At 68.9% G+C, this 22,088-nt stretch carries 22 protein-coding genes; 15 read left to right on the top strand and 7 right to left on the bottom strand.

Annotation, left to right across the window (positions count from 1 at the left end; genetic code table 11):
- From VNR91_RS00280 to VNR91_RS00240, 9 genes are all read left to right on the top strand, one after another.
- A partial coding sequence (locus tag VNR91_RS00280; RefSeq protein WP_325488794.1) for a TonB-dependent receptor occupies window positions 1-705 on the top strand: 705 nt, incomplete at its 5' end.
- 23 nt (window positions 706-728) lie between these two features.
- Window positions 729-1,970, top strand: a complete 1,242-nt coding sequence (locus tag VNR91_RS00275) for a parallel beta-helix domain-containing protein (protein ID WP_325488793.1) — start codon at window positions 729-731, stop codon at window positions 1,968-1,970.
- Window positions 1,967-3,127, top strand: coding sequence for an SO2930 family diheme c-type cytochrome (locus VNR91_RS00270; RefSeq protein ID WP_325488792.1), 1,161 nt, complete (start codon window positions 1,967-1,969; stop codon window positions 3,125-3,127). Before VNR91_RS00275 ends, VNR91_RS00270 begins: the two co-directional genes overlap by 4 nt.
- Entirely contained in the window at window positions 3,124-4,377 is a 1,254-nt protein-coding gene (locus VNR91_RS00265; protein WP_325488791.1) for a D-arabinono-1,4-lactone oxidase, read from the top strand. Before VNR91_RS00270 ends, VNR91_RS00265 begins: the two co-directional genes overlap by 4 nt.
- A complete protein-coding gene (locus tag VNR91_RS00260; RefSeq protein WP_325488790.1) occupies window positions 4,377-5,519 on the top strand; it encodes a DSD1 family PLP-dependent enzyme in 1,143 nt (380 codons plus the stop codon). Before VNR91_RS00265 ends, VNR91_RS00260 begins: the two co-directional genes overlap by 1 nt.
- Window positions 5,516-6,649, top strand: coding sequence for a hypothetical protein (locus VNR91_RS00255; RefSeq protein WP_325488789.1), 1,134 nt, complete (start codon window positions 5,516-5,518; stop codon window positions 6,647-6,649). Before VNR91_RS00260 ends, VNR91_RS00255 begins: the two co-directional genes overlap by 4 nt.
- Before the next feature lies 1 nt (window position 6,650).
- On the top strand, window positions 6,651-7,298 hold the full coding sequence (locus tag VNR91_RS00250) for a TetR/AcrR family transcriptional regulator (protein ID WP_325488788.1): 648 nt from the start codon (window positions 6,651-6,653) through the stop codon (window positions 7,296-7,298).
- 62 nt (window positions 7,299-7,360) lie between these two features.
- Window positions 7,361-8,428 (top strand): DNA polymerase IV, encoded by a 1,068-nt coding sequence (gene dinB / locus VNR91_RS00245; protein WP_325488787.1) that lies wholly within the window; start codon window positions 7,361-7,363, stop codon window positions 8,426-8,428.
- Between the two features lie 32 nt (window positions 8,429-8,460).
- The gene (locus tag VNR91_RS00240) at window positions 8,461-8,799 is read left to right on the top strand and encodes a DUF488 domain-containing protein (RefSeq protein WP_325488786.1); all 339 of its coding nucleotides are present in this window, start codon (window positions 8,461-8,463) and stop codon (window positions 8,797-8,799) included.
- Window positions 8,800-8,845: 46 nt separating this feature from the next.
- Here VNR91_RS00240 and VNR91_RS00235 read toward each other — a convergent pair whose 3' ends face one another.
- The 3 genes from VNR91_RS00235 to VNR91_RS00225 all read right to left on the bottom strand — a co-directional run bounded on the left by VNR91_RS00235 (window position 8,846) and on the right by VNR91_RS00225 (window position 11,280).
- Entirely contained in the window at window positions 8,846-9,379 is a 534-nt protein-coding gene (locus VNR91_RS00235; RefSeq protein WP_325488785.1) for a hypothetical protein, read from the bottom strand.
- A gap of 60 nt (window positions 9,380-9,439) precedes the next feature.
- Window positions 9,440-10,891 carry an AMP nucleosidase gene (locus tag VNR91_RS00230; protein ID WP_325488784.1) on the bottom strand — a complete coding sequence of 484 codons (1,452 nt, stop codon included), beginning with the start codon at window positions 10,889-10,891 and terminating at the stop codon, window positions 9,440-9,442.
- 137 nt (window positions 10,892-11,028) lie between these two features.
- Window positions 11,029-11,280 (bottom strand): hypothetical protein, encoded by a 252-nt coding sequence (locus VNR91_RS00225; RefSeq protein WP_325488783.1) that lies wholly within the window; start codon window positions 11,278-11,280, stop codon window positions 11,029-11,031.
- Between the two features lie 157 nt (window positions 11,281-11,437).
- On the opposite strand from VNR91_RS00225, the gene VNR91_RS00220 reads away from it, so the two are divergent.
- Window positions 11,438-12,664, top strand: coding sequence for an NAD(P)/FAD-dependent oxidoreductase (locus VNR91_RS00220; RefSeq protein WP_325488782.1), 1,227 nt, complete (start codon window positions 11,438-11,440; stop codon window positions 12,662-12,664).
- Window positions 12,665-12,688: 24 nt separating this feature from the next.
- Here VNR91_RS00220 and putA read toward each other — a convergent pair whose 3' ends face one another.
- Complete coding sequence (putA, locus tag VNR91_RS00215; RefSeq protein WP_325488781.1) at window positions 12,689-16,330, bottom strand: trifunctional transcriptional regulator/proline dehydrogenase/L-glutamate gamma-semialdehyde dehydrogenase; 3,642 nt, start codon at window positions 16,328-16,330, stop codon at window positions 12,689-12,691.
- Window positions 16,331-16,457: 127 nt separating this feature from the next.
- Between putA and VNR91_RS00210 the strand changes: the two genes are divergently transcribed.
- The 5 genes from VNR91_RS00210 (at window position 16,458) to VNR91_RS00190 (ending at window position 20,022) form a co-directional block, all read left to right on the top strand.
- Window positions 16,458-16,928 carry an Lrp/AsnC family transcriptional regulator gene (locus VNR91_RS00210; protein ID WP_325488780.1) on the top strand — a complete coding sequence of 157 codons (471 nt, stop codon included), beginning with the start codon at window positions 16,458-16,460 and terminating at the stop codon, window positions 16,926-16,928.
- A 112-nt stretch (window positions 16,929-17,040) separates the two neighbouring features.
- Entirely contained in the window at window positions 17,041-18,147 is a 1,107-nt protein-coding gene (locus VNR91_RS00205; protein ID WP_414712351.1) for a DUF47 family protein, read from the top strand.
- A 12-nt stretch (window positions 18,148-18,159) separates the two neighbouring features.
- Window positions 18,160-19,173, top strand: coding sequence for an inorganic phosphate transporter (locus VNR91_RS00200; protein ID WP_325488778.1), 1,014 nt, complete (start codon window positions 18,160-18,162; stop codon window positions 19,171-19,173).
- A gap of 250 nt (window positions 19,174-19,423) precedes the next feature.
- Window positions 19,424-19,804 (top strand): nucleoside diphosphate kinase regulator, encoded by a 381-nt coding sequence (rnk, locus tag VNR91_RS00195; RefSeq protein WP_325488777.1) that lies wholly within the window; start codon window positions 19,424-19,426, stop codon window positions 19,802-19,804.
- Window positions 19,801-20,022, top strand: a complete 222-nt coding sequence (locus VNR91_RS00190) for a hypothetical protein (protein ID WP_325488776.1) — start codon at window positions 19,801-19,803, stop codon at window positions 20,020-20,022. The genes rnk and VNR91_RS00190 overlap by 4 nt, the downstream gene beginning before the upstream one ends.
- Before the next feature lie 29 nt (window positions 20,023-20,051).
- Here the strand turns inward: VNR91_RS00190 and VNR91_RS00185 are convergent, their stop codons facing one another.
- From VNR91_RS00185 to VNR91_RS00175, 3 genes are all read right to left on the bottom strand, one after another.
- Entirely contained in the window at window positions 20,052-20,585 is a 534-nt protein-coding gene (locus VNR91_RS00185; protein ID WP_325488775.1) for a response regulator transcription factor, read from the bottom strand.
- A 10-nt stretch (window positions 20,586-20,595) separates the two neighbouring features.
- Window positions 20,596-21,894, bottom strand: a complete 1,299-nt coding sequence (locus VNR91_RS00180; RefSeq protein WP_325488774.1) for an ATP-binding protein — start codon at window positions 21,892-21,894, stop codon at window positions 20,596-20,598.
- On the bottom strand, window positions 21,894-22,088 hold a 195-nt coding region (locus tag VNR91_RS00175), incomplete at its 5' end, for an SURF1 family cytochrome oxidase biogenesis protein (RefSeq protein WP_325488773.1). The genes VNR91_RS00180 and VNR91_RS00175, both read right to left, overlap by 1 nt.

Below are 22,088 nucleotides of genomic sequence, written 5' to 3'. Positions count from 1 at the left end.
GAGATCAACTCGTTCTTCGCGCCGGAAAATGTGTGGAATTTCGAGGGCGGGGTGAAATCCGAACTGTTCGACCGGCGGGTGCGGCTCAACCTGTCGGGCTATTATTTCAAGTACAAGAACCGCCAGTCGATCAGCCTGGAGGATACCGGCGGCACGCTGCCGCAATATATCACCCGCTCCGGCGATTCTGAGGCGTACGGCCTCGATCTCGACACCCGGTTCGCGGTGTCGCGCGATTTCGCGATCAGCGCGACCGCCGGGCTGATCGAATCGAAATGGGTGACGCGGATTGAACAGGGCGTCGACATCGGCGGCCAGCCGACCGGCGAACCGGCGTTCCGCGGCGTGCTCGGCCTGCACTATGCGCATGATACCGGCCGCGGCACGATCTTCGGCGACGGCAGCTACAGCTACACCTCGCGCGCGCGGATCAACGACGCCACCCGCGCCACCGATGCCGCGATCGCGCCGTTCATCGACTGGGCGCAGCTTGATCGGCTGCGGTCACCGCGCAACATCGTCAACGCGCGGATCGGCTGGCGCAGTCCGGGTGATCGCTATTCGATCGCGCTCTACGCGGAGAACCTGCTCAACCAGAAGTATCTGCGCACGCTCAACACCATCTCGGCCGACATCTTCCAGACGCCCTACGTCCGGCGCGACCGGCCGGGCTTCTACGGCGCCGAACTCGGCTTCAAATTCTGACACGCGGGGAGGAGTAGGACACCATGACCAAGAGGATCGCACTCATCGGATGCGCCGCCGCGCTCGCGCTGGTCGCGGGCTGCGACACCGGGCCAAAGACCGATGCCGAGGGCTTCACCATCGACCCCGATTTCGAGAAGAACCTTCAGGCCAAGCTGCTCGACGCCAAGCCCGGCGCGGTGATCGAGATTCCGGCGGGCAAATATGCGCTCAGCCGCAGTCTCAGCCTGACCGCCGACGGCGTCACCGTGCGCGGGGCGGGGATGGACAAGACCATCCTGTCCTTCGCCAAGCAGACGTCGGGCGCGGAGGGGATGCTGGTCACCGGCAACGACTTCACCATCGAGGATCTGGCGTTCGAGGACAGCAAGGGCGATGCGCTGAAGGTCAACGGGGTCAAGAACACCGTGATCCGCCGCGTCCGCGCCGAGTGGACCGGCGGGCCAAAGACGTCGAACGGCGCCTATGGCCTCTATCCCGTCCAGGTCGACAACGTGCTGGTCGAGGGCGCGGTGGTAAAGGGCGCGTCGGATGCCGGCATCTATGTCGGCCAGTCGAACAACATCATCGTCCGCGACAGCCGGGCCGAGGGCAATGTCGCCGGAATCGAGATCGAGAATTCGAACAACGCCGACGTCTATGGCAACACCGCGACCGGCAACGCCGGCGGCATCCTGGTGTTCAACATGCCCAATTTGCCGGTGCCCGGGGCAAAGACGCGCGTGTTCAGGAACACGGTGGTCGCCAACAATCACGCCAATTTCGGCGCAAAGGGCAGCGCGGTCAGCTCGGTCCCGGCGGGGTCGGGGGTGATCGTCAACTCGAACGACGAGGTCGAGATTTTCGACAACGATATCAAGGACAACAAGACCGCCAACGTCATCATCTCCAGCTATTATTCGACCGGGTTCGATACCAAGGACGGCATCGCCGCCGCCTATGATCCGTTCCCGGAAAAGATCTACGTCACCGGCAACCGCTTCTCCGGCGGCGGCGACGATCCCGGCTCGGCGGCGTTCAAGCCGCTGGCGGCGCTGAACGGCGGCCGCCTGCCCGACGTGCTGTGGGACGGCTTCACCAATCCCAAGGTCAAGGACCCGCAGATCTGTGTGCAGAACGGCGAGGCCAAGGTGCTCAACGCCGACGGACCTTCGAAATTCGCCAAGGCGCGGATCGATGCCGGCCGCAATTGCGCCCCGCCCGCGCGCCTGCCGGCGATCACCCTGCCCGAGGCGATGACCAGGGACAGCGGCAAGAAATCATGATCGCTCGCCTGGTCGCCGCGCTGTTCGCGGTGCTGCTCGTCGCGGGGTGCAGCCAGGCGCCGCGCACCGTGACCTTTCACACCGACGGCAATCCCGAAAAGCTGTCGGCGTGGGGGCTGTTCACCGTCGCCGACGGCCGGATCGCGCCACATGAGGGGATGATCACCTATGAACTGAACACGCCGCTGTTCAGCGACTATGCGCAGAAATGGCGGACCGTTTGGATGCCGAGGGGCGTCCACGCCACCTATCGCCCCACCGATGCGTTCGATTTCCCGGTCGGGACGATCGTCACCAAGACCTTTTACTACACGACCCCCGCTGACGCCGCGACGCCGCAGACCAGCGCCAACGTGGTGAAGATGACCCCGGCGACCTATCAGGACGGGGTCGAGGGGCTCGACCTCAAGCACGTCCGGTTGATCGAGACGCGGCTGCTGATCCGCCGGCAATCGGGCTGGGTGGCGCTGCCCTATGTCTGGGACGCCGACGGCCGCGACGCGACGCTGGCCCGCACCGGCGCCGACGTCGCGCTGACGCTGGATGAGGGCGGCGGACGCAAGGTCGCGTTCAACTATGCGGTGCCCAACCAGAACCAGTGCGCCGGCTGCCACGCGCAGGATTACCGCACCCGCGCGATCGAGCCGATCGGGCTGAAGGCGCGCCACCTCAACCGCGATTTTCCGGGCGAGGGCGGGGAGGTCAACCAGCTCCGGCGGCTGGCGGCGGCCGGCTATCTGGCCGGCGCGCCCGCGAACGGCGTGCCGCGCAACGCCGACTGGCAGGATCCGCGCGCCGATACCGCCGCACAGGCGCGCGCCTATCTCGATATCAATTGCAGCCATTGCCACAATCGCGTCGGCGCGGCGCGGACGTCGGGGCTGTGGCTCGACGCGGCGACGGTGGACCCGCGCCTGCTCGGGCAATGCAAGCCGCCGGTCGCGGCGGGCAGGGGGACCGGCGACCGCCCGTTCGATCTGGTGCCCGGCGATCCCGACCAGTCGATCTTGCCTTACCGCCTCGCCAGCACCGATCCGGGCGAGATGATGCCCGAACTCGGCCGCGACATCGCGCATGACGAGGGCGTGGCGCTGGTGATCCGCTACATCCACACGCTGAAGGGCGCGTGCGTCGCGGAAAAGGGGCCGCGACGATGAGCTGGTCGAACTGGTCGGGCAGCGTCACCGCCTCCGCGCCGGTGCTGCGTCCCCGCAGTGAGGATGAACTCGCGGCCGCGATCCGTGGCGCGGGCCGCGTCCGCGCGACCGGGGCGGGCCATTCGTTCATGCCGCTGTGCGAATCGGACGGGCTGATCGTCAGTCTCGACGATCTGGCCGGGGAGATGACCGTCGCCGCCGACCGCCGCACCGCGCGCATCCCGGCGGGCTGGAGCATCAAGCGGCTGACGGCGGCGCTGTGGGAGCACGGGCTGGCGCTGGCCAATCAGGGCGATGTCAATCCGCAGTCGCTGGCCGGGGCGATGGCGACCGGCACCCATGGCACCGGCCGCGACCTCGGCTCGCTGTCGACCTTCGCGCGCGGTTTCCGCGTGATCGGGGCGGATGGCGAGGCGCGCTGGTGCGATGCCGCCGCCAACGCCGATCTGTTTCAGGCGCAGCGGCTGTCGCTCGGCCTGTTCGGCGTCGCGACGGAGATCGAGGCGGATGTGGTGCCCGCCTTCCACCTTGCCGAACGGATCGAGAAGCGCCGCTGGGACGAGGTGCGCGAGACGTTCGACACCCTGGTCGAGCGGCATCGCCACGTCGAATTCTGGTTCTTCCCCCATGCCGACAGCGTGATCCTCAAGACGCTCGAGCCGACCGATCCGTGCGCGCCCCCGCCATCGACCACCGACATGGAGGAGACGGCGTTCCGCCGCGTGCTGAGCATCGCGGCGGTCGCGCCGTTCCTGACGCCGACGCTCCAGCGCGGGATGATGCGGACCAACATGAACGGCCGGCGGCGCGGGCCGGCGCACGCGATCTTTCCCTCCGACCGCACCATCCGGTTCGAGGAGATGGAATATGAACTGCCGCGCGCCGCCGGTCTCGATGCATTGGGTGAGGTGGTGCGCTGGATCCGGCGCAAGCGGCTGCCGGTGACCTTCCCCTTCGAATTTCGCGTGGTCGCCGGCGACGATATCTGGATGAGCCCGATGAATCGCGGTCCGGTCGCGGCGATCTCGATGCACCAATATGCCAAGATGCCGTGGCGGTCGCTGTTCGCCGATGCCGAAGCGATCTTTCGCGCCCATGGCGGCCGCCCGCACTGGGCCAAGCGGCACACGCTGTCACGCGGCGACGTCGATGCGCTCTATCCGATGGCCGAACGCTATCGCATGGTGCGTCGCGCCGCCGATCCCGACGGCAAATTTCTGAACCCGCACCTGGAGGCGCTGTTTTCCTGATGGACGATCGTGCGTTGCATAGCAGTTTGATTGGTCAGCAGGGATCGCGCGCCGCCCTGAATACACCGGCGCTGGTACTCGATATCGACGCGCTCGACCGCAATATCGCGCGCATGGCGGAATTGACGCGCGCGGCCGGCATCGGCCTGCGCCCCCATGCCAAGACGCACAAGAGCGTGGATATCGGCCGCCGCCAGATCGCCGCGGGCGCGGTCGGCCTGTGCTGCGCCAAGATCGGCGAGGCGGAGGTGATGGTCGATGGCGGCATCGGCGGTGTGCTGATCACCTCCCCGGTTGCCGCGCCGGGCGCGGTCGCGCGGCTGGCGGCGCTGGCCGGGCGCGCCGACGGGCTGATGGCGGTGGTCGACGATCCCGAGGTTGCCGCGCGCACCGATCATGCGCTGGCCGACGCCGGCGCGCGGCTGGACGTCATCATCGACGTCGATCCCGGCATCCGTCGCACCGGCGTCGCCTCGCCCGACGACGCGGTGGCGCTGGCCCGGGCGATCGCCGCGCTGCCTAACCTGCGCTGGCGCGGCGTCCAGTTCTATTGCGGATCGCAGCAGCACATCGCCAGCTATGCCGATCGCAAGGCGGCGATGACCGGCCTCACCGACTATCTGAAGCAGGTGATCGCCGCGCTGGCCGAAGCGGGTTTTGTGGCGGAGATCGTGACCGGCGCCGGCACCGGTACCCACCGCATCGACATCGATCTGGGGGTGTTCACCGAGCTTCAGGCCGGATCCTATGTGTTCATGGACAAACAATATCTCGACTGCGACCTGGCCGACGCGCCCGAACCGCCGTTCGAGGTGTCGCTGTCGGTCGATGCGCGGGTGGTCAGCGCCAATCACGCCGCGCTGGTGACGATCGATTCGGGCTACAAGTCGCTGTCGACCGACGGCGGATCGGCGGCGGTCCAGCGTGGCGCGGCGCCCGATACGATGTTCGCGTTCATGGGCGACGAACACGCCGCGCTGATCGCCCCCGACATCGGCACGCGGCTGCGCCCCGGCGATCCGGTCAGCCTGACCGTGCCGCACTGCGATCCGACGGTGAACCTCTATGATTTCTACCATGTCGTGCGCGGCGACACGCTGATCGAGATGTGGCCGGTCAGCGCGCGCGGCCGCGCACGGTGACCCGGCCGTCCGCCGGATTCGACAGCCGGCGGATCGTCGCGATCCTGATCGTCGGGATCATCGGTGTGCTGATCCCCGGCCTTCAGCCGCAATTGCTCGGCGCGCTGGCGGTGGAGGGGCGGCTGTCGGCGACCGCGCTGGGCGAACTGGCGACGGTCGAGTTGTTGGCGATGGGCATCGCCGCCGGGGGCGCCGGCTTCGCGTTCGCGCCCAGCCGCCTGCCGCGCATCGCCGCCGTCGCGCTGATCGTCGCCGGGGCGATCGACCTGCTGACCCCGCGCCTCGACCTCGCCCTGATCTTTCCCGCGCGGATCGTCGCCGGGCTGGCGGAGGGGGTGCTGATCTGGATCGCGATCGGCTTCATCATCCGCAGCCCCCGGCCGGAGCGATGGTCGGGCGCCTATCTCGCGCTCCAGACGCTGGCGCAATGCGCGCTGGCGATCGTGATCGGCGGCACCGGGGCCGGATCGGCCGCCGCCTTCGCCTTGCTGGGCGTGGTGACGCTCGCCGGGCTGGTCGCGGTGCCGTGGCTGCCCGCCGCCTATGCCGCCCATGACGAAGCGGTCACCGGGCGCCCGTCCGCGCGCGGGCTGGCCGCGCTGGGCGGAGTGCTGCTCTATCTGGCGTTCATCGTCGCGGTGTGGGTCTATCTCGAACCGCTCGGCCTGCAACGCGGGATCGATCCGGCGACGGTCCGCATGGTCGTGCCGCTGGCGCTGGCGATGCAGGTGCTGGGCGCGGCGGCGGCGACGCTGCTCGCCGGGCGGATGCCGGCGCGCGTGGCGGTCGCGATGGTCGCCATCGTCAATCTCGGGCTGTTGGCGGTGGTGGCGGCGGCGCCGTCGGGCGCCGCGTTCGTCGTGGCGACCGCCGCTTTCGGCTTCCTGTGGCTGTTCGTCATGCCGTTCCAGATCCCGATCGTCATCGCCGCCGATCGCGGCCGGCGCGCGGCGATGCTGATCGGCGGCGCGCAGCTGATCGGCTCCAGCCTCGGCCCGTTCCTCGCCGCGTTGCTGGTCAGCGATGCCGATGTCGGGCCGGTGCTCTGGTTCGGCGCGGCCTGTGCCGCTATGGGAGCGGTGATTTTGATCGGCGCCGGCAGCCTTCGCCGCGCCCGGCCCGAGAGTTGATGTGATCCCGCCCGCCAAGCCCCCCTCCCGCACGCGCCCCCGGCAGGGGCGGGCGCTCCAGACCTATGAACGCTTGCTCGACGTCGCCGGGGAATTGCTGGCGGAAGAGGGAATCGAGCGGATCTCGACCAACATGATCTGCGCCCGCGCCGGGCTGACCCCGCCGGCACTGTATCGCTATTTCGCCGACAAATACGATGTGATCGAGGCGCTGGGGCGGCGGCTGATGGATCGCCAGAACGTCGTGCTGGAGGCGTGGATCGCGCGCCACGCCGACCAGGGCCTCGACGCGCTGAGCGGCAATGTCGAGGAATTGCTGCTGGAGAATGCGGCGGTGACGGCGGAGGAACCGGGCGCGGTGTGGATCCTGCGCGCGCTGCACGCATCGCCCCGGCTGGTCCACGTCCGCCTCGAATCGCATCGCTATGTCACCGATCAATTGACCGCCGCCTATGCCCGCCACCTGCCGCATATCGACCGCGACGAATTGTGGCAGCGGCTGCGGCTGGGGGTCGAGATGGGCTTCGCCGCCGACGAGATGCTGTACGAGGAGACGCGCGTGTCCGGCGAGATGGTCCTGCGCAGCGTCGCGGAGATGCTGCGCGTGCAGATGGCGGTGATGCTGGCGCAGGCGCCGGCCGCCCCCTGATTCTTCCGGTACAAAAATAGAACATTGCGACCCGCGCCCGCCTGCGCCATGATGTGCCGGCGATGACGCGCAAGATCATCCATGTCGATATGGACGCCTTTTTCGCCTCGGTCGAACAGCGCGACGATCCGGCGCTGCGCGGGCGGCCGGTGGCGGTGGGCAGCGCGCAGGGGCGCGGCGTGGTCGCCGCCGCCAGCTATGAAGCGCGCGTGTTCGGCGTGCGATCGGCGATGCCGTCGGTCACCGCGCTGCGGCGCTGCCCGGACCTGATCTTCGTGCCCCACCGCTTCGACGTCTATCGCGCGGTGTCGCAGCAGATCCGCGCGATCTTCCTCGATTACACCCCGCTGGTCGAACCGCTGTCGCTCGACGAGGCCTATCTGGACGTCACCGACAACCGGCGCGGGCTGCCGTCCGCCACCGCCACCGCCGCCGAGATACGCGCGCGAATCCTGCGCGATACCGGGCTGACCGCGTCGGCGGGCATTTCGTACAACAAGTTCCTGGCCAAGCTGGCGTCGGAGCGGAACAAGCCCGACGGCCAGTTCGTCATCACCCCCGCGGCGGGGCCGGCGTTCGTCGCGGCGCTGGAGGTCGGGCGCTTCCACGGCATCGGGCCGCGCACGGCGGAGCGGATGGCGCGGCTGGGCATCTTCACCGGCGCGGACCTGCGCGACCGCGATCTGGCGTTCCTTCAGTCGCATTTCGGCAAGTCGGGCGCATGGTATCATGCGATCGCGCGCGGCGAGGATCATCGCGCGGTCACCCCCGATCGGCCGCGCAAGTCGTCGGGATCGGAAACCACCTTTTCCACCGACCTGACCGACCGCGCCGAGATCGAGGCGGCGGCGTGCCGCATGGCCGATGACGTATGGCGCTGGTGCGAACGATCCGGCGGTCGCGGACGGACGGTGACGGTCAAGGCGACCTGGGCCGATTTCCGCAAGGTGACGCGCAGCCGGTCGTTTCCCGCGCCGGTCCCCGATCTTCCGGCGCTGCATGATGCGGCGCGCGGACTGGTCGGCGCGTTGTTTCCGCTGCGCGCCGGCATCCGCCTGATCGGGGTGACACTGTCGGGCCTGGAGACGGAGGAGCCGCCGCAAACCATGCTCGATCTGCTGCCGGCATGACCGGCTCGACCGTTCCCGCGTCGCATCTTCGGTTGAAGCGTGCCTATGCGCCCGCCGAGGCGGATGACGGCGTCCGCATCCTGATCGACCGGCTGTGGCCGCGCGGAGTCAGCAAGGCCCGCGCCGCGCTCGACGACTGGATCAAGGACCTCGCGCCGAGTAACGCGCTGCGTACCTGGTTCGCGCACGATCCCGCGCGCTGGGCCGAGTTCCAGCGCCGCTATCGCGCCGAACTGCGCGATCAGCCGGAGGCGCTCGACCGTCTCCGCGCGCTCGCCGGGGAACAGGTGGTCACGCTCGTCTACGGCGCGCGCGACGAGCAGCACAACGACGCGGTGGTGCTCCGCGCGGTGTTGCTCGGCGAGCGGTAAGCGGCGATTCCGCACACGCCGGCCTCCGCCGGCGCACTCTGGCGGATCAGCGCGTTTTCTTGCCGGCCGGTTTGTTCGCGGGGCTGTCCTTCGGGGCGTCCTTGGCCTTGCCGCGCGCGGCAAAGGCGATCCCGGTGACAGCCGCGCCGATCGCGAACAGCCCGCCGACGATCGCGCCGAAGAAATTGCGGTCGCCGACCTTGTCGCGGGTGTCCGACACCAGCTTGGCCGGGGCGGAATCGCCGATCGCCTTGCTCGCCGTCGCGACGCGGTTGGTAGCCGACGCAGCGGCGGCCTTGACCGCGGCCGGAGCCTTCCTGGCCGCGGCCGTCGCCTTGGCGGCGGCGGGTGCCTTCGCCTTGGTCGGCGCGGTGGCGCGGCGCGCGGCGCGGGGAGCGGCCGCCTTGTTGCCGCTACCCGGCGGGCGGCCGCGCTTCTTCGCCGCCGGCGCGGCGGTGGTGGCGGCATCCCCCTCCGTCGTGGCGGGCGGGGTCGCCGGCGCGGCGGCCGGCTTGCGTGCTGCCGGCTTGCGGCGCGGCGGGGTGGAGGTGCCGGTCGGCTTTTTTGGAGGTGTCGCCATCATGTCGCTCCCAGAATTCGTTACGCGCCTAACGCCCAAGTCCTAGTCGGTTTCCATCGATCAGCGAAATGGAGGTTCGCTGAACGCGCGCAGCTTGCGCGAATGCAGCCTGTCGCCCTCGCGGCGCAGCTCCTCGCACGCCTCGATTCCGATCCTCATATGTTCGTTGATCGCCCGCTCATAAAAGCGGTTGGCCTGTCCCGGCAGTTTCAGTTCACCGTGCAGCGGCTTGTCCGACACGCACAGCAGCGTGCCATAGGGCACGCGGAAGCGATAGCCCTGCGCGGCGATCGTCGCCGATTCCATGTCGATGCCGACCGCGCGGCTGAGCGAAAAGCGCAGCGCCGATCGCGAGAAGCGCAATTCCCAGTTGCGATCGTCGGTGGTGACGATCGTGCCGGTACGCAGCCGCCGCTTCAGTTCCTCGCCCGATTGGCCCGATACCGTGGCGGCGGCGCGCGCCAGCGCGAGCTGGATCTCGGCGATCGCCGGCACCGGGATTTCGGGCGGCAGCACGTCGTCGAGGATGTGGTCGTCGCGCAGATAGGCATGCGCCAGCACATAGTCGCCGATCCGCTGGCTGGGGCGCAATCCGCCGCAATGGCCGATCATCAGCCACGCCTCCGGCCGCATCACCGCCAGATGGTCGCAGATCGTCTTGGCGTTCGACGGGCCGACGCCGATGTTGACCAGCGTGATGCCGGTGCGATCGGGCGCGATCAGGTGATAGGCGGGCATCTGGTGTCGCCGCCACGCGCTGTCGCTGATCATCGCGTCGACGTCGCCGGGCGTCTCGATCATCACCCCGCCGGCGCCTGACAGCGCGGTGAAGCGGCTCGGGCTGCCGTCGGCGCGCGGCCCCAGCTGCGACGCGCCCCAGCGCACGAACTCGTCGACATAGCGGTGATAGTTGGTGAACAGGATATAGCGCTGCACATGTTCCGGCGGGGTGCCGGTATAGTGGCGCAGTCGCGCAAGACTGAAATCGGTGCGGAGCCCGTCGAACAGCGCCAGCGGGCGCGAATGGTCGGCGCTGACCCACAGGCCGTCGGCGATCTCGTCGCCGATGTGCGCCAGTTCGGTCGCGGGAAAATGCCGCGCCAGCTCCAGCGCGGACACTTCGTCGAGGCTCAGCGCGTGGCCGGGATCGAGCACGTAGGGGAAGGGGATCTCCTGCCGCCCGGCGACGGCGCGGACCTCTACGTCATAATCTTCGATCAGCAGCGTCAGCTGTTCTTCCAGATAGTCGGCGAACATCGCCGGCTTGGTGACGCTGATGAAATATTCGCCGGGATCGACCAGTCGCCCGAACGAACGCAGCGGCGTCGGCCGGTCGGGGCCTGCGCGATATGTCACATGAATTTCGGGATAGGCGAAACTACCGTCGAGGCGCGTGGCCGGGTCGGGCGGCGTGCCGTCGGTCAGATAGCGGGTGAGCGCGGCCTTCAGCCGGTCGACCGATCCGGTATAGAGGCGATCGAGTTCGGCGACGATGTCGGAAGCTTGGGTCATCTTCAGCGGTTAAGCCACCACGATGACGCTGGCAAGACATGTGACAGGACAGGCGCTGAACACGCATCGGGCCGGGCAGGCGGGAAACAGTCATCGACTGCTTCGCGCCCGCCCGGCCCGGACGAACTAGCGGCCCGTTATTTTTTCGGCTTGGCCTTCGTCTTGGGCGCGCTGTCGTTCGCCTTCAATTTCGACGCGCCGTAGGCGGCGCCTGCGACCGCCGCAGCGGCCCCGGCGACGGCAGCGGCCGCGGTGACCGGGTGCTCGCGCACCGCGTCGACGGTGGTGTTGAATGCCTGGCTCGCGGTTTCCTGCGCCTGGGCGAGGAAGGTCTTGCGCTCGCTGGTGGTCAGCGGCTCCGGGACGGTGGCGGTGAACTGGTCGGTCATGGCGATAATCCCTTTCGGTGATGACGCGATTCAAACCCCTGGCATCGATCGCGGTTCCCCCCGCGCTTGCGCCGCGCCGCGCAACGCGGCTAGGCGATGCCGCAAGTGCGGCGGATCGCGGATGGCGCGGATCTTCGCAGAGGGGAGGCTTCGCGGGATGGCCGATAGCGGTTTCGATGTGTTGATCGTGGGGGCGGGACACGCCGGGGCGCAGGCGGCGATCACGCTGCGCCAGCTCGGCTATGCCGGCAGCATCGGAATGGTCGGCGACGAGCCCGAACTGCCCTATGAACGCCCGCCGCTGTCGAAGGATTATCTGTCCGGCGAAAAGTCGTTCGAGCGCATCCTGATCCGCCCCGCCGCCTTCTGGAGCGAGCGTGCGATCGATGTCCTGACCAGCACCCGCGTGACCGCCATCGATCCCGACGCGCACCGGGTGACGACGCAGGACGGCCGCGCTTTCGGTTATGGCAGCCTGATCTGGGCCACCGGGGGCGCGCCGCGCCGGCTGAGCTGCGCCGGTGCCGACCTCGACGGCATCCACTATGTCCGTAACCGCGCCGACGTCGACCGGCTGGTCGCCGAACTGCCTGCCGCGACCCGCGTCGCGGTGATCGGCGGCGGTTATATCGGGCTGGAGGCGGCGGCGGTGCTGGCCAAATCCGGCAAGCCGGTGGTGCTGATCGAGGCACTCGACCGGGTGCTCGCCCGCGTCGCCGGGGAGGAGCTGTCGCGCTTCTACGAGCAGGAGCATCGCGCCCACGGCGTCGACCTTCGCCTGTCCACCGCCGTTGATCATCTGGAAGGTGACGGACGCGTCAGTGGCGTGCGGCTGGCCGACGGATCGCGCATCGACGCCGATCTGGTCGTGGTCGGCATCGGCATCGTGCCCGCGATCGCGCCGCTGCTCGCCGCCGGTGCGACGGGGGGCAATGGTGTGGCGATCGACCGCCAGTGCCGCACCTCGCTGCCAGACGTGTTCGCGGTCGGCGACTGTGCGCTCCACGCCAACCGCTTTGCCGACGACGCCGAGATACGGCTCGAATCGGTGCAGAACGCCAACGATCAGGCCGCCGTCGCCGCGCGGGCGATCACCGGCCACGACGGCGGCTATGCGGCGACGCCGTGGTTCTGGTCGAACCAATATGATCTCAAGCTTCAGACCGTCGGCCTGTCGGGCGGGCACGACCGCGCGGTGCTGCGCGGCGATCCGGCCACCCGGTCATTCTCCGTGGTCTATCAGCGCGCCGGCCGGGTGATCGCGCTCGACTGCGTCAACGCGGTCAAGGATTACGTGCAGGGTCGCAAGCTGGTCGAGGCCGGCGCGACGATCGCGCCGGAGCGGCTGGCGGACGCGAGCGTGCCGCTGAAGGAGATGGTATAAGCGCGAGCCGGTTGCCCCGGCCTGTTATGCCAGCGCCATCAGCGTCGCGTTGCCGCCGGCGGCGGTGGTGTTGATCGAAGTCGACACCTCCTCCAGCAGCCATTCCAGCACATAGCCGCCGCCGCCCGCGATCTCGGCCGGGGTCGCCGCCTGGAGCGGGACGATCGCTCCGTCGCGGCCGGCGAGCGCGCGCAGCGCGGCGGTGACGTCGGGGCCGTCGCCTTCCACGAGCGCCGCCGCGATGTCGGGCGCGGCCAGCGCCTCGTTGGACCATATGATCCGCCGCGCCACCGTTTCGGGCAGGCTCTCCAGCCATCCGCGCCGTGCCGTGCCGGCGTCGATCACCGCGTCGTTGCCCGTCGCCAGCACCGCCGCCAATTGGAGCCGCAGCCCGGCCTCGCTCCGCGCGACCAGCGCCACGCGCCCGCGCGGGTGCAGCGCATAGAGGTTGCGCTCGCCGACCGGCCCGGCCAATTCGACCTCGCGGCCGAGGGGCGATCGCGCGACGATCGCCCGCGCGGCATCCGCCGCCGCCGGGTCGCGCGCCGCCAGCCACTCGACGAAGGCCGGCGCGGAGCGGTCCGTTCCCGCGCCCGTGTCGTACAGGTCCACCGCGTCGCGCACCAGCCGGCCCAGATAATGCGGCCCGCCCGCCTTTGGCCCGGTGCCCGACAGGCCGCGCCCGCCGAACGGCTGGACGCCGACCACCGCGCCGATGATGTTGCGATTGACGTAGAGATTGCCGGCGCGGACCTGATCGCGCACCTGCTCGATCGTGCTGTCGAGCCGGGTGTGCAGGCCAAAGGTCAGGCCATAGCCGGTCGCGTTGATCGCCGCGATCAGCGCGTCGCGCTCGGTGCGGCGATAGCGGATGACGTGGAGCACCGGGCCGAACACTTCCTGCGTCAGTTCGGTGATCGATCCGATCTCGATCAGCGTCGGCGGGACGAAGGTGCCATGCGCCGCCTCCTCCGGCAGCGCGAGCTGCTCCACCTTGTGGCCGGCGGCGCGCATCGCGTCGATGTGGCGCTGGATGTTGCCCTGCGCCTCCTCGGTGATGACCGGGCCGACATCGACCGCCAGCCGCGTCGGGCTGCCGATCCGCAGTTCGTGCAGCGCGCCCTTCAGCATCGCCAGCGTGTGGTCGGCGATCTCGTCCTGAAGGCACAGCAGCCTGAGCGCCGAACACCGCTGACCCGCGCTGTCGAACGCGGAGGCGATGACATCGGGCACGACCTGTTCGGTCAGCGCGGACGAATCGACGATCATCGCGTTCTGGCCTCCGGTCTCGGCGATCAGCGGAATCGGGCGGCCGTCGGCGGACAGGCGCTTGGCGAGTTCGGCCTGGATCGCGCGCGCGACGGCGGTCGATCCGGTGAACATGATCCCCGCCGCTTCGGGCGCGCCGACCAGCGCCGCCCCGATCACGCCGTCGCCGGGCACCAGCTGGAGCACTTCACCGGGCACGCCGGCCGCGTGGAGGATGCGCACTGCTTCGGCGGCGATCAGCGGGGTTTCCTCGGCCGGCTTGGCGAGCACGGTGTTGCCCGCCGCCAGCGCCGCGGCGATCTGCCCGGTGAAGATCGCCAGCGGGAAATTCCACGGCGAGATGCACACCACCGGCCCCAGCGGGCGATGCGCCGGTGTCAGCGTGCGGCGCGCCTCGGCCGCGTAATAGCGCAGGAAGTCGATCGCCTCGCGCACCTCACCGACGGCGTTGGCGGCGGACTTGCCCGCCTCGCGGATCAGCAGCCCGATCAGCGGCGCCATCGCCTCCTGGAGCAGATCGGCGGCGCGATCGAGCATCGCCGCGCGCGCCTCGACCGGCATGGCGGCCCAGCCCGATGCGGCGGCCAGCGCGCGAACGGCGGCCGCCGCCGCGTCGCCCGCGGTCATCTCCGCGACCATGCCGACCCGGTCGCGATGATCGGATGGGTTGAGCACCGGGCGCGGGACGTCGCCCGCACCCGCCGACCACGTCCGCGCGGCATCCGCCGGCAGCGCGTCGCGCAGCATCGCGAGCACGCTCTCGCTGCTCAGGTCCAACCCGGCCGAATTGCGTCGCGCGCCATAGATGGCGGCGGGCAGTGCGATGCCGTCATGCGGCGCGCCCGGCACCGCCATCGCCGCGACCGTCTCGACCGGGTCGGCGATCAGCGCGTCGACCGGCACCGACGTATCGCCGATCTGGTTGACGAACGAGGAATTGGCCCCGTTTTCGAGCAGCCGGCGGACCAGATAGGCCAGCAGAGTCTCATGCGTGCCTACGGGAGCGTAGATACGGCATGGGCGGTCGAGCTTGTCGGCACCGACCACCTCGTCGTACAGCGACTCGCCCATGCCGTGCAGGCACTGGAACTCGTAGTCGCCCAGCTGAAATTCCGGGCCGGCGAGGTGGTAGATCGTCGCCAGCGTCTGGGCATTGTGGGTGGCGAATTGCGGAAACACCGCGTCGCGCGCGCCCAGCAACTTCTTCGCGCATGCGATATAGGCGACGTCGGTATAGACCTTGCGCGTATAGACCGGATAGTCGGACAGGCCGTCGACCTGCGCGCGCTTGATCTCGGCATCCCAATAGGCGCCCTTGACCAGCCGCACCATGATCCGCCGCCCGGTGCGCCGCGCCAGGTCGATGACGAAATCGATCACCAGCGGGCAGCGCTTGCCATAGGCCTGGACGACGAAGCCCAGCCCGTCCCACCCGGCCAGCGCCGGATCGCCCGCCAGCGCCTCGAGCAGGTCGAGCGAGATTTCGAGCCGGTCGGCTTCCTCGGCGTCGATGTTCAGGCCGATGTCATAGGATTTGGCCAGCGCCGCCAGCGCCTGCACGCGCGGCAGCAGCTCGCCCATCACCCGGTCGGCCTGCGCCCGGCTGTAGCGCGGGTGGAGCGCGGACAGCTTGATCGAGATGCCCGGCCCCGCCCAGATGCCGCGCCCGGCGGAGGCGGTGCCGATCGCGTGGATCGCCTGTTCGTAGTCGCGCTGGTAGCGCGCGGCGTCGGCGGCGGTGACCGCCGCTTCGCCCAGCATGTCGTAGGAATAGGAAAAGCCGCGCGCCTCCAGCTTCTGCGCGCGCTTCAGCGCCTGCCCGATCGTCTGACCGGTGACGAACTGTTCGCCCATCACCCGCATCGCGCGGTCCAGCCCGGCGCGGATCGCCGGTTCGCCCAGCCGCGCGATCAGCCGGGTCAGCGTGGCGGTCAGCCCGGTATCGTCGACGCTGCCGACCAGCTTGCCGGTCACCGCCAGCCCCCAGGCGGCGGCGTTGACGAACAGCGGCCGCCCGTCGCCCATGTGCGACGCCCAGTCGCCATCGGCGATCTTGTCGCGGATCAGCGCGTCGCGGGTGGCGGTGTCGGGAATGCGCAGCAACGCCTCGGCCAGACACATCAGCGCGACCCCTTCCTGGCTCGACAGCGCATATTCCTGGACCAGCGCCTGCACGCCGCCGCCGGTGCCCTTGGCGCGCAGCCGCTCGATCAGCGACCGCGCGGTCGATCGCGCCGAATCGCGCACCGGCCGGGGGAGCGTGGCGGCGTCGAGCAGCACCGGCACGCATTGCGGCTCGGGCAGGCGGGTCGCGGCGGTGATCGCCGCGCGCAGTGCGCTCGGTCGGCCAATGGCGGGGGCGAAGCGGGCGAAGGGCAGGGGCATGGTGTCGGACATCGGACGGCCTCATCGACGGGAAGCTGCCGCATAGCATGGAACGTGAAGGCGATTTGACCGATGATGCGCCAATATGGCAGCGTATCGACTTATATATGGCTGTCAAAGCGGATATCTGGACTGATATATGGCGAATGATGGTGAAAATGCCCCGATCGACCGTTTCGACCAGCTGATCCTCGCCGCGCTGGTCGAGGATGGCCGGATGACGGTGACCGATCTCGCCCGGCGAGTCGGCCTGTCGAAGACCCCGTGCCAGATGCGGATGCGCCGCCTGATCGACGCCGGCTATATCCGCGGCTTTCGCGCCAACCTCGATCTCGCCAAGCTCGGGCTCGATCACATCGCCTTCGTCGAGGTGAAGCTGTCCGACACGCGCGAACAGGCGTTGCGCGCGTTCAACGATGCGGTGCGGATCATCCCGGAGGTGGAGGAGTGCCACATGATCGCCAGCCGGTTCGATTATCTGCTGAAGGTGCGCACCGCCGACATGACCCGCTATCGCGCGGTGCTGGGGGAAAGGATCTCGGCGCTTCCGCATGTCGCCAGCACGTCGACCTTCGTCGCGATGGAAACCGTGCTCGAGAGCGATCGCTGACCGCGCGTCCGCGCGATTTTTGTGACACAATGGTTGCAGAACGGGCCGCGCTCCGCCAACCGGCGGCAAAGCCCACCGACCCGGAGTGACCGTCATCCGCCAGATCGCCGCGTTGCCTTACCGAACCGAGGGGAACGCGATCGATGCACCGGTGCGCGTCCTGCTGGTCACCTCGCGTGAGAACAAGCGTTGGGTGATTCCCAAGGGCAATCCCCCCTCGGCCCTGTCCGCGCACGCCGCCGCCGCGCGCGAGGCGGAGGAGGAGGCGGGCGTGCTCGGGCTGGTGTGCCCGACGCCGCTCGGGTCGTATCGCTATCGCAAGCGGCGCGGCAACGGCGCGTCGCTGATGCTCGACGTCGACGTGTTTCCGCTGGCGGTGACCGACGAGCTGGATCACTGGAAGGAACAGTCGCAGCGCGAGCGGCGCTGGTTCAACCTGCCCGATGCCGCCAATGCCGTCGACGAGGATGATCTTCGCGATCTGATCCGGTCGTTCGGTCCCGCCGAGTTCCAGGCGGCGACCAAGCGGGTGGGGATGCTCGATATTGCCGCGACCAAATCAAGGATCGATTCGATGTTCGCCTGGTTCCAGCGCCTGCTGCCCAAGACCGGAAATTTCTTCGAGCTGTTCGAAGCGCACGCCGTCACCATCGTCGCCGCCGCGGATGCGCTGGCGCGCACGATGCAGGACGATTCGGCGGTGCAGGACCATATCCGCGAGGTGATCGAGCGCGAGCATGACGCCGACGATATCATCCGCGAAACGCTCCAGACCGTCCGCCAGACCTTCCTCACCCCGTTCGATCGCGGCGCGATCACCCGCCTGATCGGCGCGATGGACGACACCATCGACGAGATGCAGGCGACTGTCGCCGCGATCGACCTGTACGAGGTGCGCCATTTCGAACAGGATATGAAGGACATGGCCGCGATCGTCGTCGACGCCGCGCGCCTGATCGGAGAGGCGATGCCGCTGCTGCGCGATGTCCCGCGCAACGCCCCTCGCCTGCATGAGCTGACCGAACGGATCGTGCGGATGGAGGCCCACGCCGACGACATCCACACCGCGGGGGTCAAGCGCGCGTTCAAGGAAAATGACGGGGCGGATACGATGGCGTTCATCGTCTCGCGGGAGATCTACAAGCATCTCGAGCGGATCGTCGATGCGTTCGAGGATGTCGCGAACGAGATCGATGGCATCGTCATCGATCACGCCTGATCGACACCGGAGATGCACGAACTGGCATTGCCTCTGCTGATCGGGTTGATCCTGGTCGCGCTGGCGTTCGATTTCCTCAACGGCCTGCACGATGCGGCCAATTCGATCGCCACCGTGGTGGCGACGCGGCTGCTGCGGCCGGTCCACGCGGTGATCTTTGCCGCGACGTTCAATTTCGCCGCCTATTTCCTGACGATCGCGTTCCCCGCGCTGCACAAGGTGGCGGAAACGATCGGCCAGGGGCTGATCGAAAAGGATCTGGTGACGCCGGCGGTCGTGTTCGGCGCGCTGATCGGCGCGATGTTCTGGAACGTCGTCACCTGGATGAAGGGCATCCCGTCGTCGAGCAGCCACGCGCTGGTCGGCGGGATGATCGGTTCGGGCGTCGCCCATGCCGGCTTCACCGGGATCCAGTGGGGCGGGCTCAACAAGACCCTCATCGCGATCGTGCTGTCGCCGACGCTGGGCATGATCCTGACGATGCTGATCATGCTGGTGACCAGCTGGGCGTTGAGGAACGCCACCGCGCGCGGTGCGGAACGCAGCTTTCGTGCGCTTCACCTGGTCTCCTCGGGCGCCTATTCGCTCAGCCACGGGCTGAACGACGCGCAAAAGACGATGGGGATCATCACCGTCCTGCTCTATTCGACCGGCTACCTGAACGGCGAGTTTCACGTCCCGCACTGGGTGGCGATCAGCTGTTATGTCGCGATCGCGCTCGGCACGCTGAGCGGCGGGTGGAAGATCATCGAGACGATGGGCTCGCGCATCACCAAATTGTCGCAGCACCAGGGGTTCAGCGCGTCGCTGGGCGGATCGATCATCCTGTTCGTCGCCTCCGCGCTCGGCATTCCGGTCTCGACCACCCACACCATCACGGGGTGCATCATCGGCGCCGGCACCGCGCGCCGCGCGACGGCGGTGCGCTGGGGCGTCGCGGGGGACGTGGTGACGGCGTGGCTGATCACCATCCCGGCGTCGGCGGTGGTCGGCGCCGCCTTCTACTGGCTGACGACGCTGTTCTGATCGCCCGGTGCGCCGCATGATGATTTGACATGCGGGCCGGGCGATCCCATTCTCCACCGATGATCGCGCACGTCCTCTTTGAGCGATACCGCCAGCACGCGGGCCAACTCGCCGCACGCCGTTAGCCCCGGCTCCGTCGCCTGCCGCGATCGAGCGCGGGGCTGACGATCTTTGCCGCGCCGGCGCGGCAATTCCTGTTGAGGACGATTTCATGACGAGCTTATCCACCCGGGCGCCCGGTTCCGCGCCCGTGCTACACCTGATCGATTCGGAGGCCGAGACGCTCGCCGGGCTGGCGGTGCGAATCGAATCGCGCCAGCCCGATCTGGCGCGGCTGCTGTTCGAGGAGATCGACCGCGCCGAACTGCACACCGCCGACGATCTGCCGGCGCACACCGTCGCGATGAACAGCCACGTCGCCTACGTAGATGAGAGCAGCGGCACCCGCCGCACCGTCCAGGTGGTCTACCCGCAGGACGCGGATATCGATGCCGGGCGGATATCGGTGCTCACCCCGATCGGGGCGGGGCTGATCGGCCTGTCGGAAGGCGCGTCGATCGTCTGGCCCGACCGCGACGGCCACGACCGCGTCTTGCGGATCGAGAGCGTTCGACCGGGCAGCGGCGGATGATGGAGGAACTGGCACGCTATCGCTGCGTCGGCGACGATGGCACGGAACTGGTGGTGCTCGACCGTCGCCATGTCCACGTCACGCGCGGCGATCAGGGCGCGCGCCGGCAGCTTGGCGCGCGTCGCCTGAGCCTGATCAGCGGCGCGGCGGTGCGCTATATCGATGCCACCACCTTTGAGCTGGTCGAGACCGGCGAGATCTTGCGCCGCATCAATTGAACGCGCGCGCCGGCGGCGTCGACCCGCCGCTATTTGACCGGCCGCTTTTCCAGCTTTCTGGCCAGCGTGCGCCGATGCATCCCCAACTGGCGCGCGGTTTCGGAGATGTTGAAGCCGGTCGCGGCCAGCGTCTCGTTGATCCGTTCCCATTCCAGCGTTTTGATCGAGGTCGGGCGGTTGGTCAGCAGCGTGTCGGCATCGCCCTCGGCCTTGCCGAACGCGGCTTCGATGTCGTCGGTGTTCGACGGCTTGACCAGATAATGGCAGGCGCCGAGCTTGATCGCCTCGACGGCGGTGGCGATGCTGGCGAAGCCGGTCAGCACGACGATCAGCATGTGCGGATCATGCGCGTGCAGCGTCGCGACGCACGGCAGGCCGGATGCGTTGCCCAGCTTCAGGTCGACGACCGCATAGCCCGGCCGTTCGGTGGCGAGCAGCGCGTCCAGCTCCGCCGGGCTGGCAGCGACGTGCACGCGATAGCCGCGCCTCTCGAACGACCGCTGGAGCGTGCGGGCAAAGGTGACGTCGTCCTCCAGGATGATCAGGTCGCGGGGGGTGTCCATCCGGCAGTCCTTATCCGTTGCCAGCCGCGAGCGGGAGGACCAGGCGCACTTCCGCGCCGCCGCCGGCCAGGTTGCGCGCCTCCAGCCGCCCGCCCAGCCGGCGCGCGACGTTGGTCGCCAGGAACAGGCCAAGCCCGTGGCCCGGCCCCTTGGTCGATTGATAGAGCTTGCCGACGGTCGCCAGCGCGGCGGTGGCAAAGCCGGGGCCGTGGTCGCTGACCGCGATCGCCAGCATGTCGCCCTCGATCATCGCCTCCAGCGCGACGCCGGCCGGCGATGCCTCCGCGGCATTGTCGAGCATGTTCCACACCGCCTGGCGCAGCGCCGGGTCGACCACGATCGCGGCGGTGCCCAGCGTCGCGTCGACATAGGCGAACGGCACCTGGGCGTGGATCGCCGCCCAGTCCTCCGCCGCGTCGGCGAGGAAGGCGGCGGCCTCCATCCGTTCGAGCGGCTCGCTGCGCGGCTGGCCGGCGGAATGGAGGATGTCGGACACGATCGCCTTGCACCGCTGGACCTCGCCCTGCATCTCGGCGACCTCGATCGACAGTTCGGGATCGTGCGCGATCGCCGGCATCCGGCGCCAGTCGGCCAGGATCACCGCGAGCGAGCCGAGCGGGGTGCCGAGTTCGTGCGCCGCGCCCGACGCGAACAGCCCCATGCGGACGATGCCTTCCTCCTCCGCCGCGTGCTGGCGCAGATCGGCCAGATAGGCCTCATGCGCGCGCAGGTTGCGGCTGATTCGGGTGATGAAGCGCACCAGCAGCGCCGCGACCAGCACGAAACTGATCCAGCGGCCGATCGCGAACAGGTCGGCGCTTTCGGACAGCAGGCCATCGGGCAGCACCAGCGGTTCGTAGTGCCAGGTGAGCAGGCCGTAGCAGAGCGCCGTGACGGTCGCGAGGATCGCCGCCGACGCCGGCGGCAGCAGGATCGCCCCCAGCACGACCTGGAGCAGATAGAGGGAAACGAACGGGTTGCCCGCGCCACCGCTCAGATAGAGCTGGAAGGTCAGCGTGCCCATGTCGAGCAGCAGCGCCAGCATGATCTCGACCGTGCGGACCCGGTGGCGGGGAAGGGCGAGCGACGCGCCGAGATTGGCGAGTCCGAGCAGCAACGCCGCACCCAGCATCCATCCCATCGGTAGCGGCACGCCCATGCCGAAATGCACCACCAGGATCGTCGCGGTCTGCCCCGCCACCGCGATCCAGCGCAGCTGCGCGAGCTGGCGCATGTTGTCCGCCGCCACCCCGTCGAGCCCCGGCGCGCCTGCGCGCTTGCGGGTGAGGGCGAGGATCGGGGCATCCATTATGCGGGGTCTCGCTTGCGGGACAGGAGGCGAAGAGCCGCCACGCAGATCGCGGCCAGGCCGAACCACGTCAACGCATAGATCAGGTGGTTGTTGGGAAAGCGCACCACGGTCAGCCCGCCGATCGGAAAGCCGCCGGGATTGGGCGTCGCATCGGCATCGACGAAGAACGGTGCCGGCGATGCCACGTGTCG

Origin of the sequence: Sphingomonas sp. (assembly GCF_035555815.1) — a bacterium.
GTDB lineage: Bacteria > Pseudomonadota > Alphaproteobacteria > Sphingomonadales > Sphingomonadaceae > Sphingomonas.
This window is presented reverse-complemented; position numbering and strand designations above follow the sequence as displayed.

Excerpts from the sequence above, each read along its gene's own strand:
- VNR91_RS00275 (WP_325488793.1), top strand. The coding sequence starts at position 729 with ATGACCAAGAGGATCGCACTCATCGGATGCGCCGCCGCGCTCGCGCTG.
- VNR91_RS00270 (WP_325488792.1), top strand. The coding sequence starts at position 1,967 with ATGATCGCTCGCCTGGTCGCCGCGCTGTTCGCGGTGCTGCTCGTCGCG.
- VNR91_RS00265 (WP_325488791.1), top strand. The coding sequence starts at position 3,124 with ATGAGCTGGTCGAACTGGTCGGGCAGCGTCACCGCCTCCGCGCCGGTG.
- VNR91_RS00260 (WP_325488790.1), top strand. The coding sequence starts at position 4,377 with ATGGACGATCGTGCGTTGCATAGCAGTTTGATTGGTCAGCAGGGATCG.
- dinB (WP_325488787.1), top strand. The coding sequence starts at position 7,361 with ATGACGCGCAAGATCATCCATGTCGATATGGACGCCTTTTTCGCCTCG.
- VNR91_RS00235 (WP_325488785.1), bottom strand. The coding sequence starts at position 9,379 with ATGGCGACACCTCCAAAAAAGCCGACCGGCACCTCCACCCCGCCGCGC.
- VNR91_RS00230 (WP_325488784.1), bottom strand. The coding sequence starts at position 10,891 with ATGACCCAAGCTTCCGACATCGTCGCCGAACTCGATCGCCTCTATACC.
- VNR91_RS00225 (WP_325488783.1), bottom strand. The coding sequence starts at position 11,280 with ATGACCGACCAGTTCACCGCCACCGTCCCGGAGCCGCTGACCACCAGC.
- VNR91_RS00220 (WP_325488782.1), top strand. The coding sequence starts at position 11,438 with ATGGCCGATAGCGGTTTCGATGTGTTGATCGTGGGGGCGGGACACGCC.
- putA (WP_325488781.1), bottom strand. The coding sequence starts at position 16,330 with ATGTCCGACACCATGCCCCTGCCCTTCGCCCGCTTCGCCCCCGCCATT.
- VNR91_RS00210 (WP_325488780.1), top strand. The coding sequence starts at position 16,458 with ATGGCGAATGATGGTGAAAATGCCCCGATCGACCGTTTCGACCAGCTG.
- VNR91_RS00200 (WP_325488778.1), top strand. The coding sequence starts at position 18,160 with ATGCACGAACTGGCATTGCCTCTGCTGATCGGGTTGATCCTGGTCGCG.
- VNR91_RS00190 (WP_325488776.1), top strand. The coding sequence starts at position 19,801 with ATGATGGAGGAACTGGCACGCTATCGCTGCGTCGGCGACGATGGCACG.
- VNR91_RS00185 (WP_325488775.1), bottom strand. The coding sequence starts at position 20,585 with ATGGACACCCCCCGCGACCTGATCATCCTGGAGGACGACGTCACCTTT.
- VNR91_RS00180 (WP_325488774.1), bottom strand. The coding sequence starts at position 21,894 with ATGGATGCCCCGATCCTCGCCCTCACCCGCAAGCGCGCAGGCGCGCCG.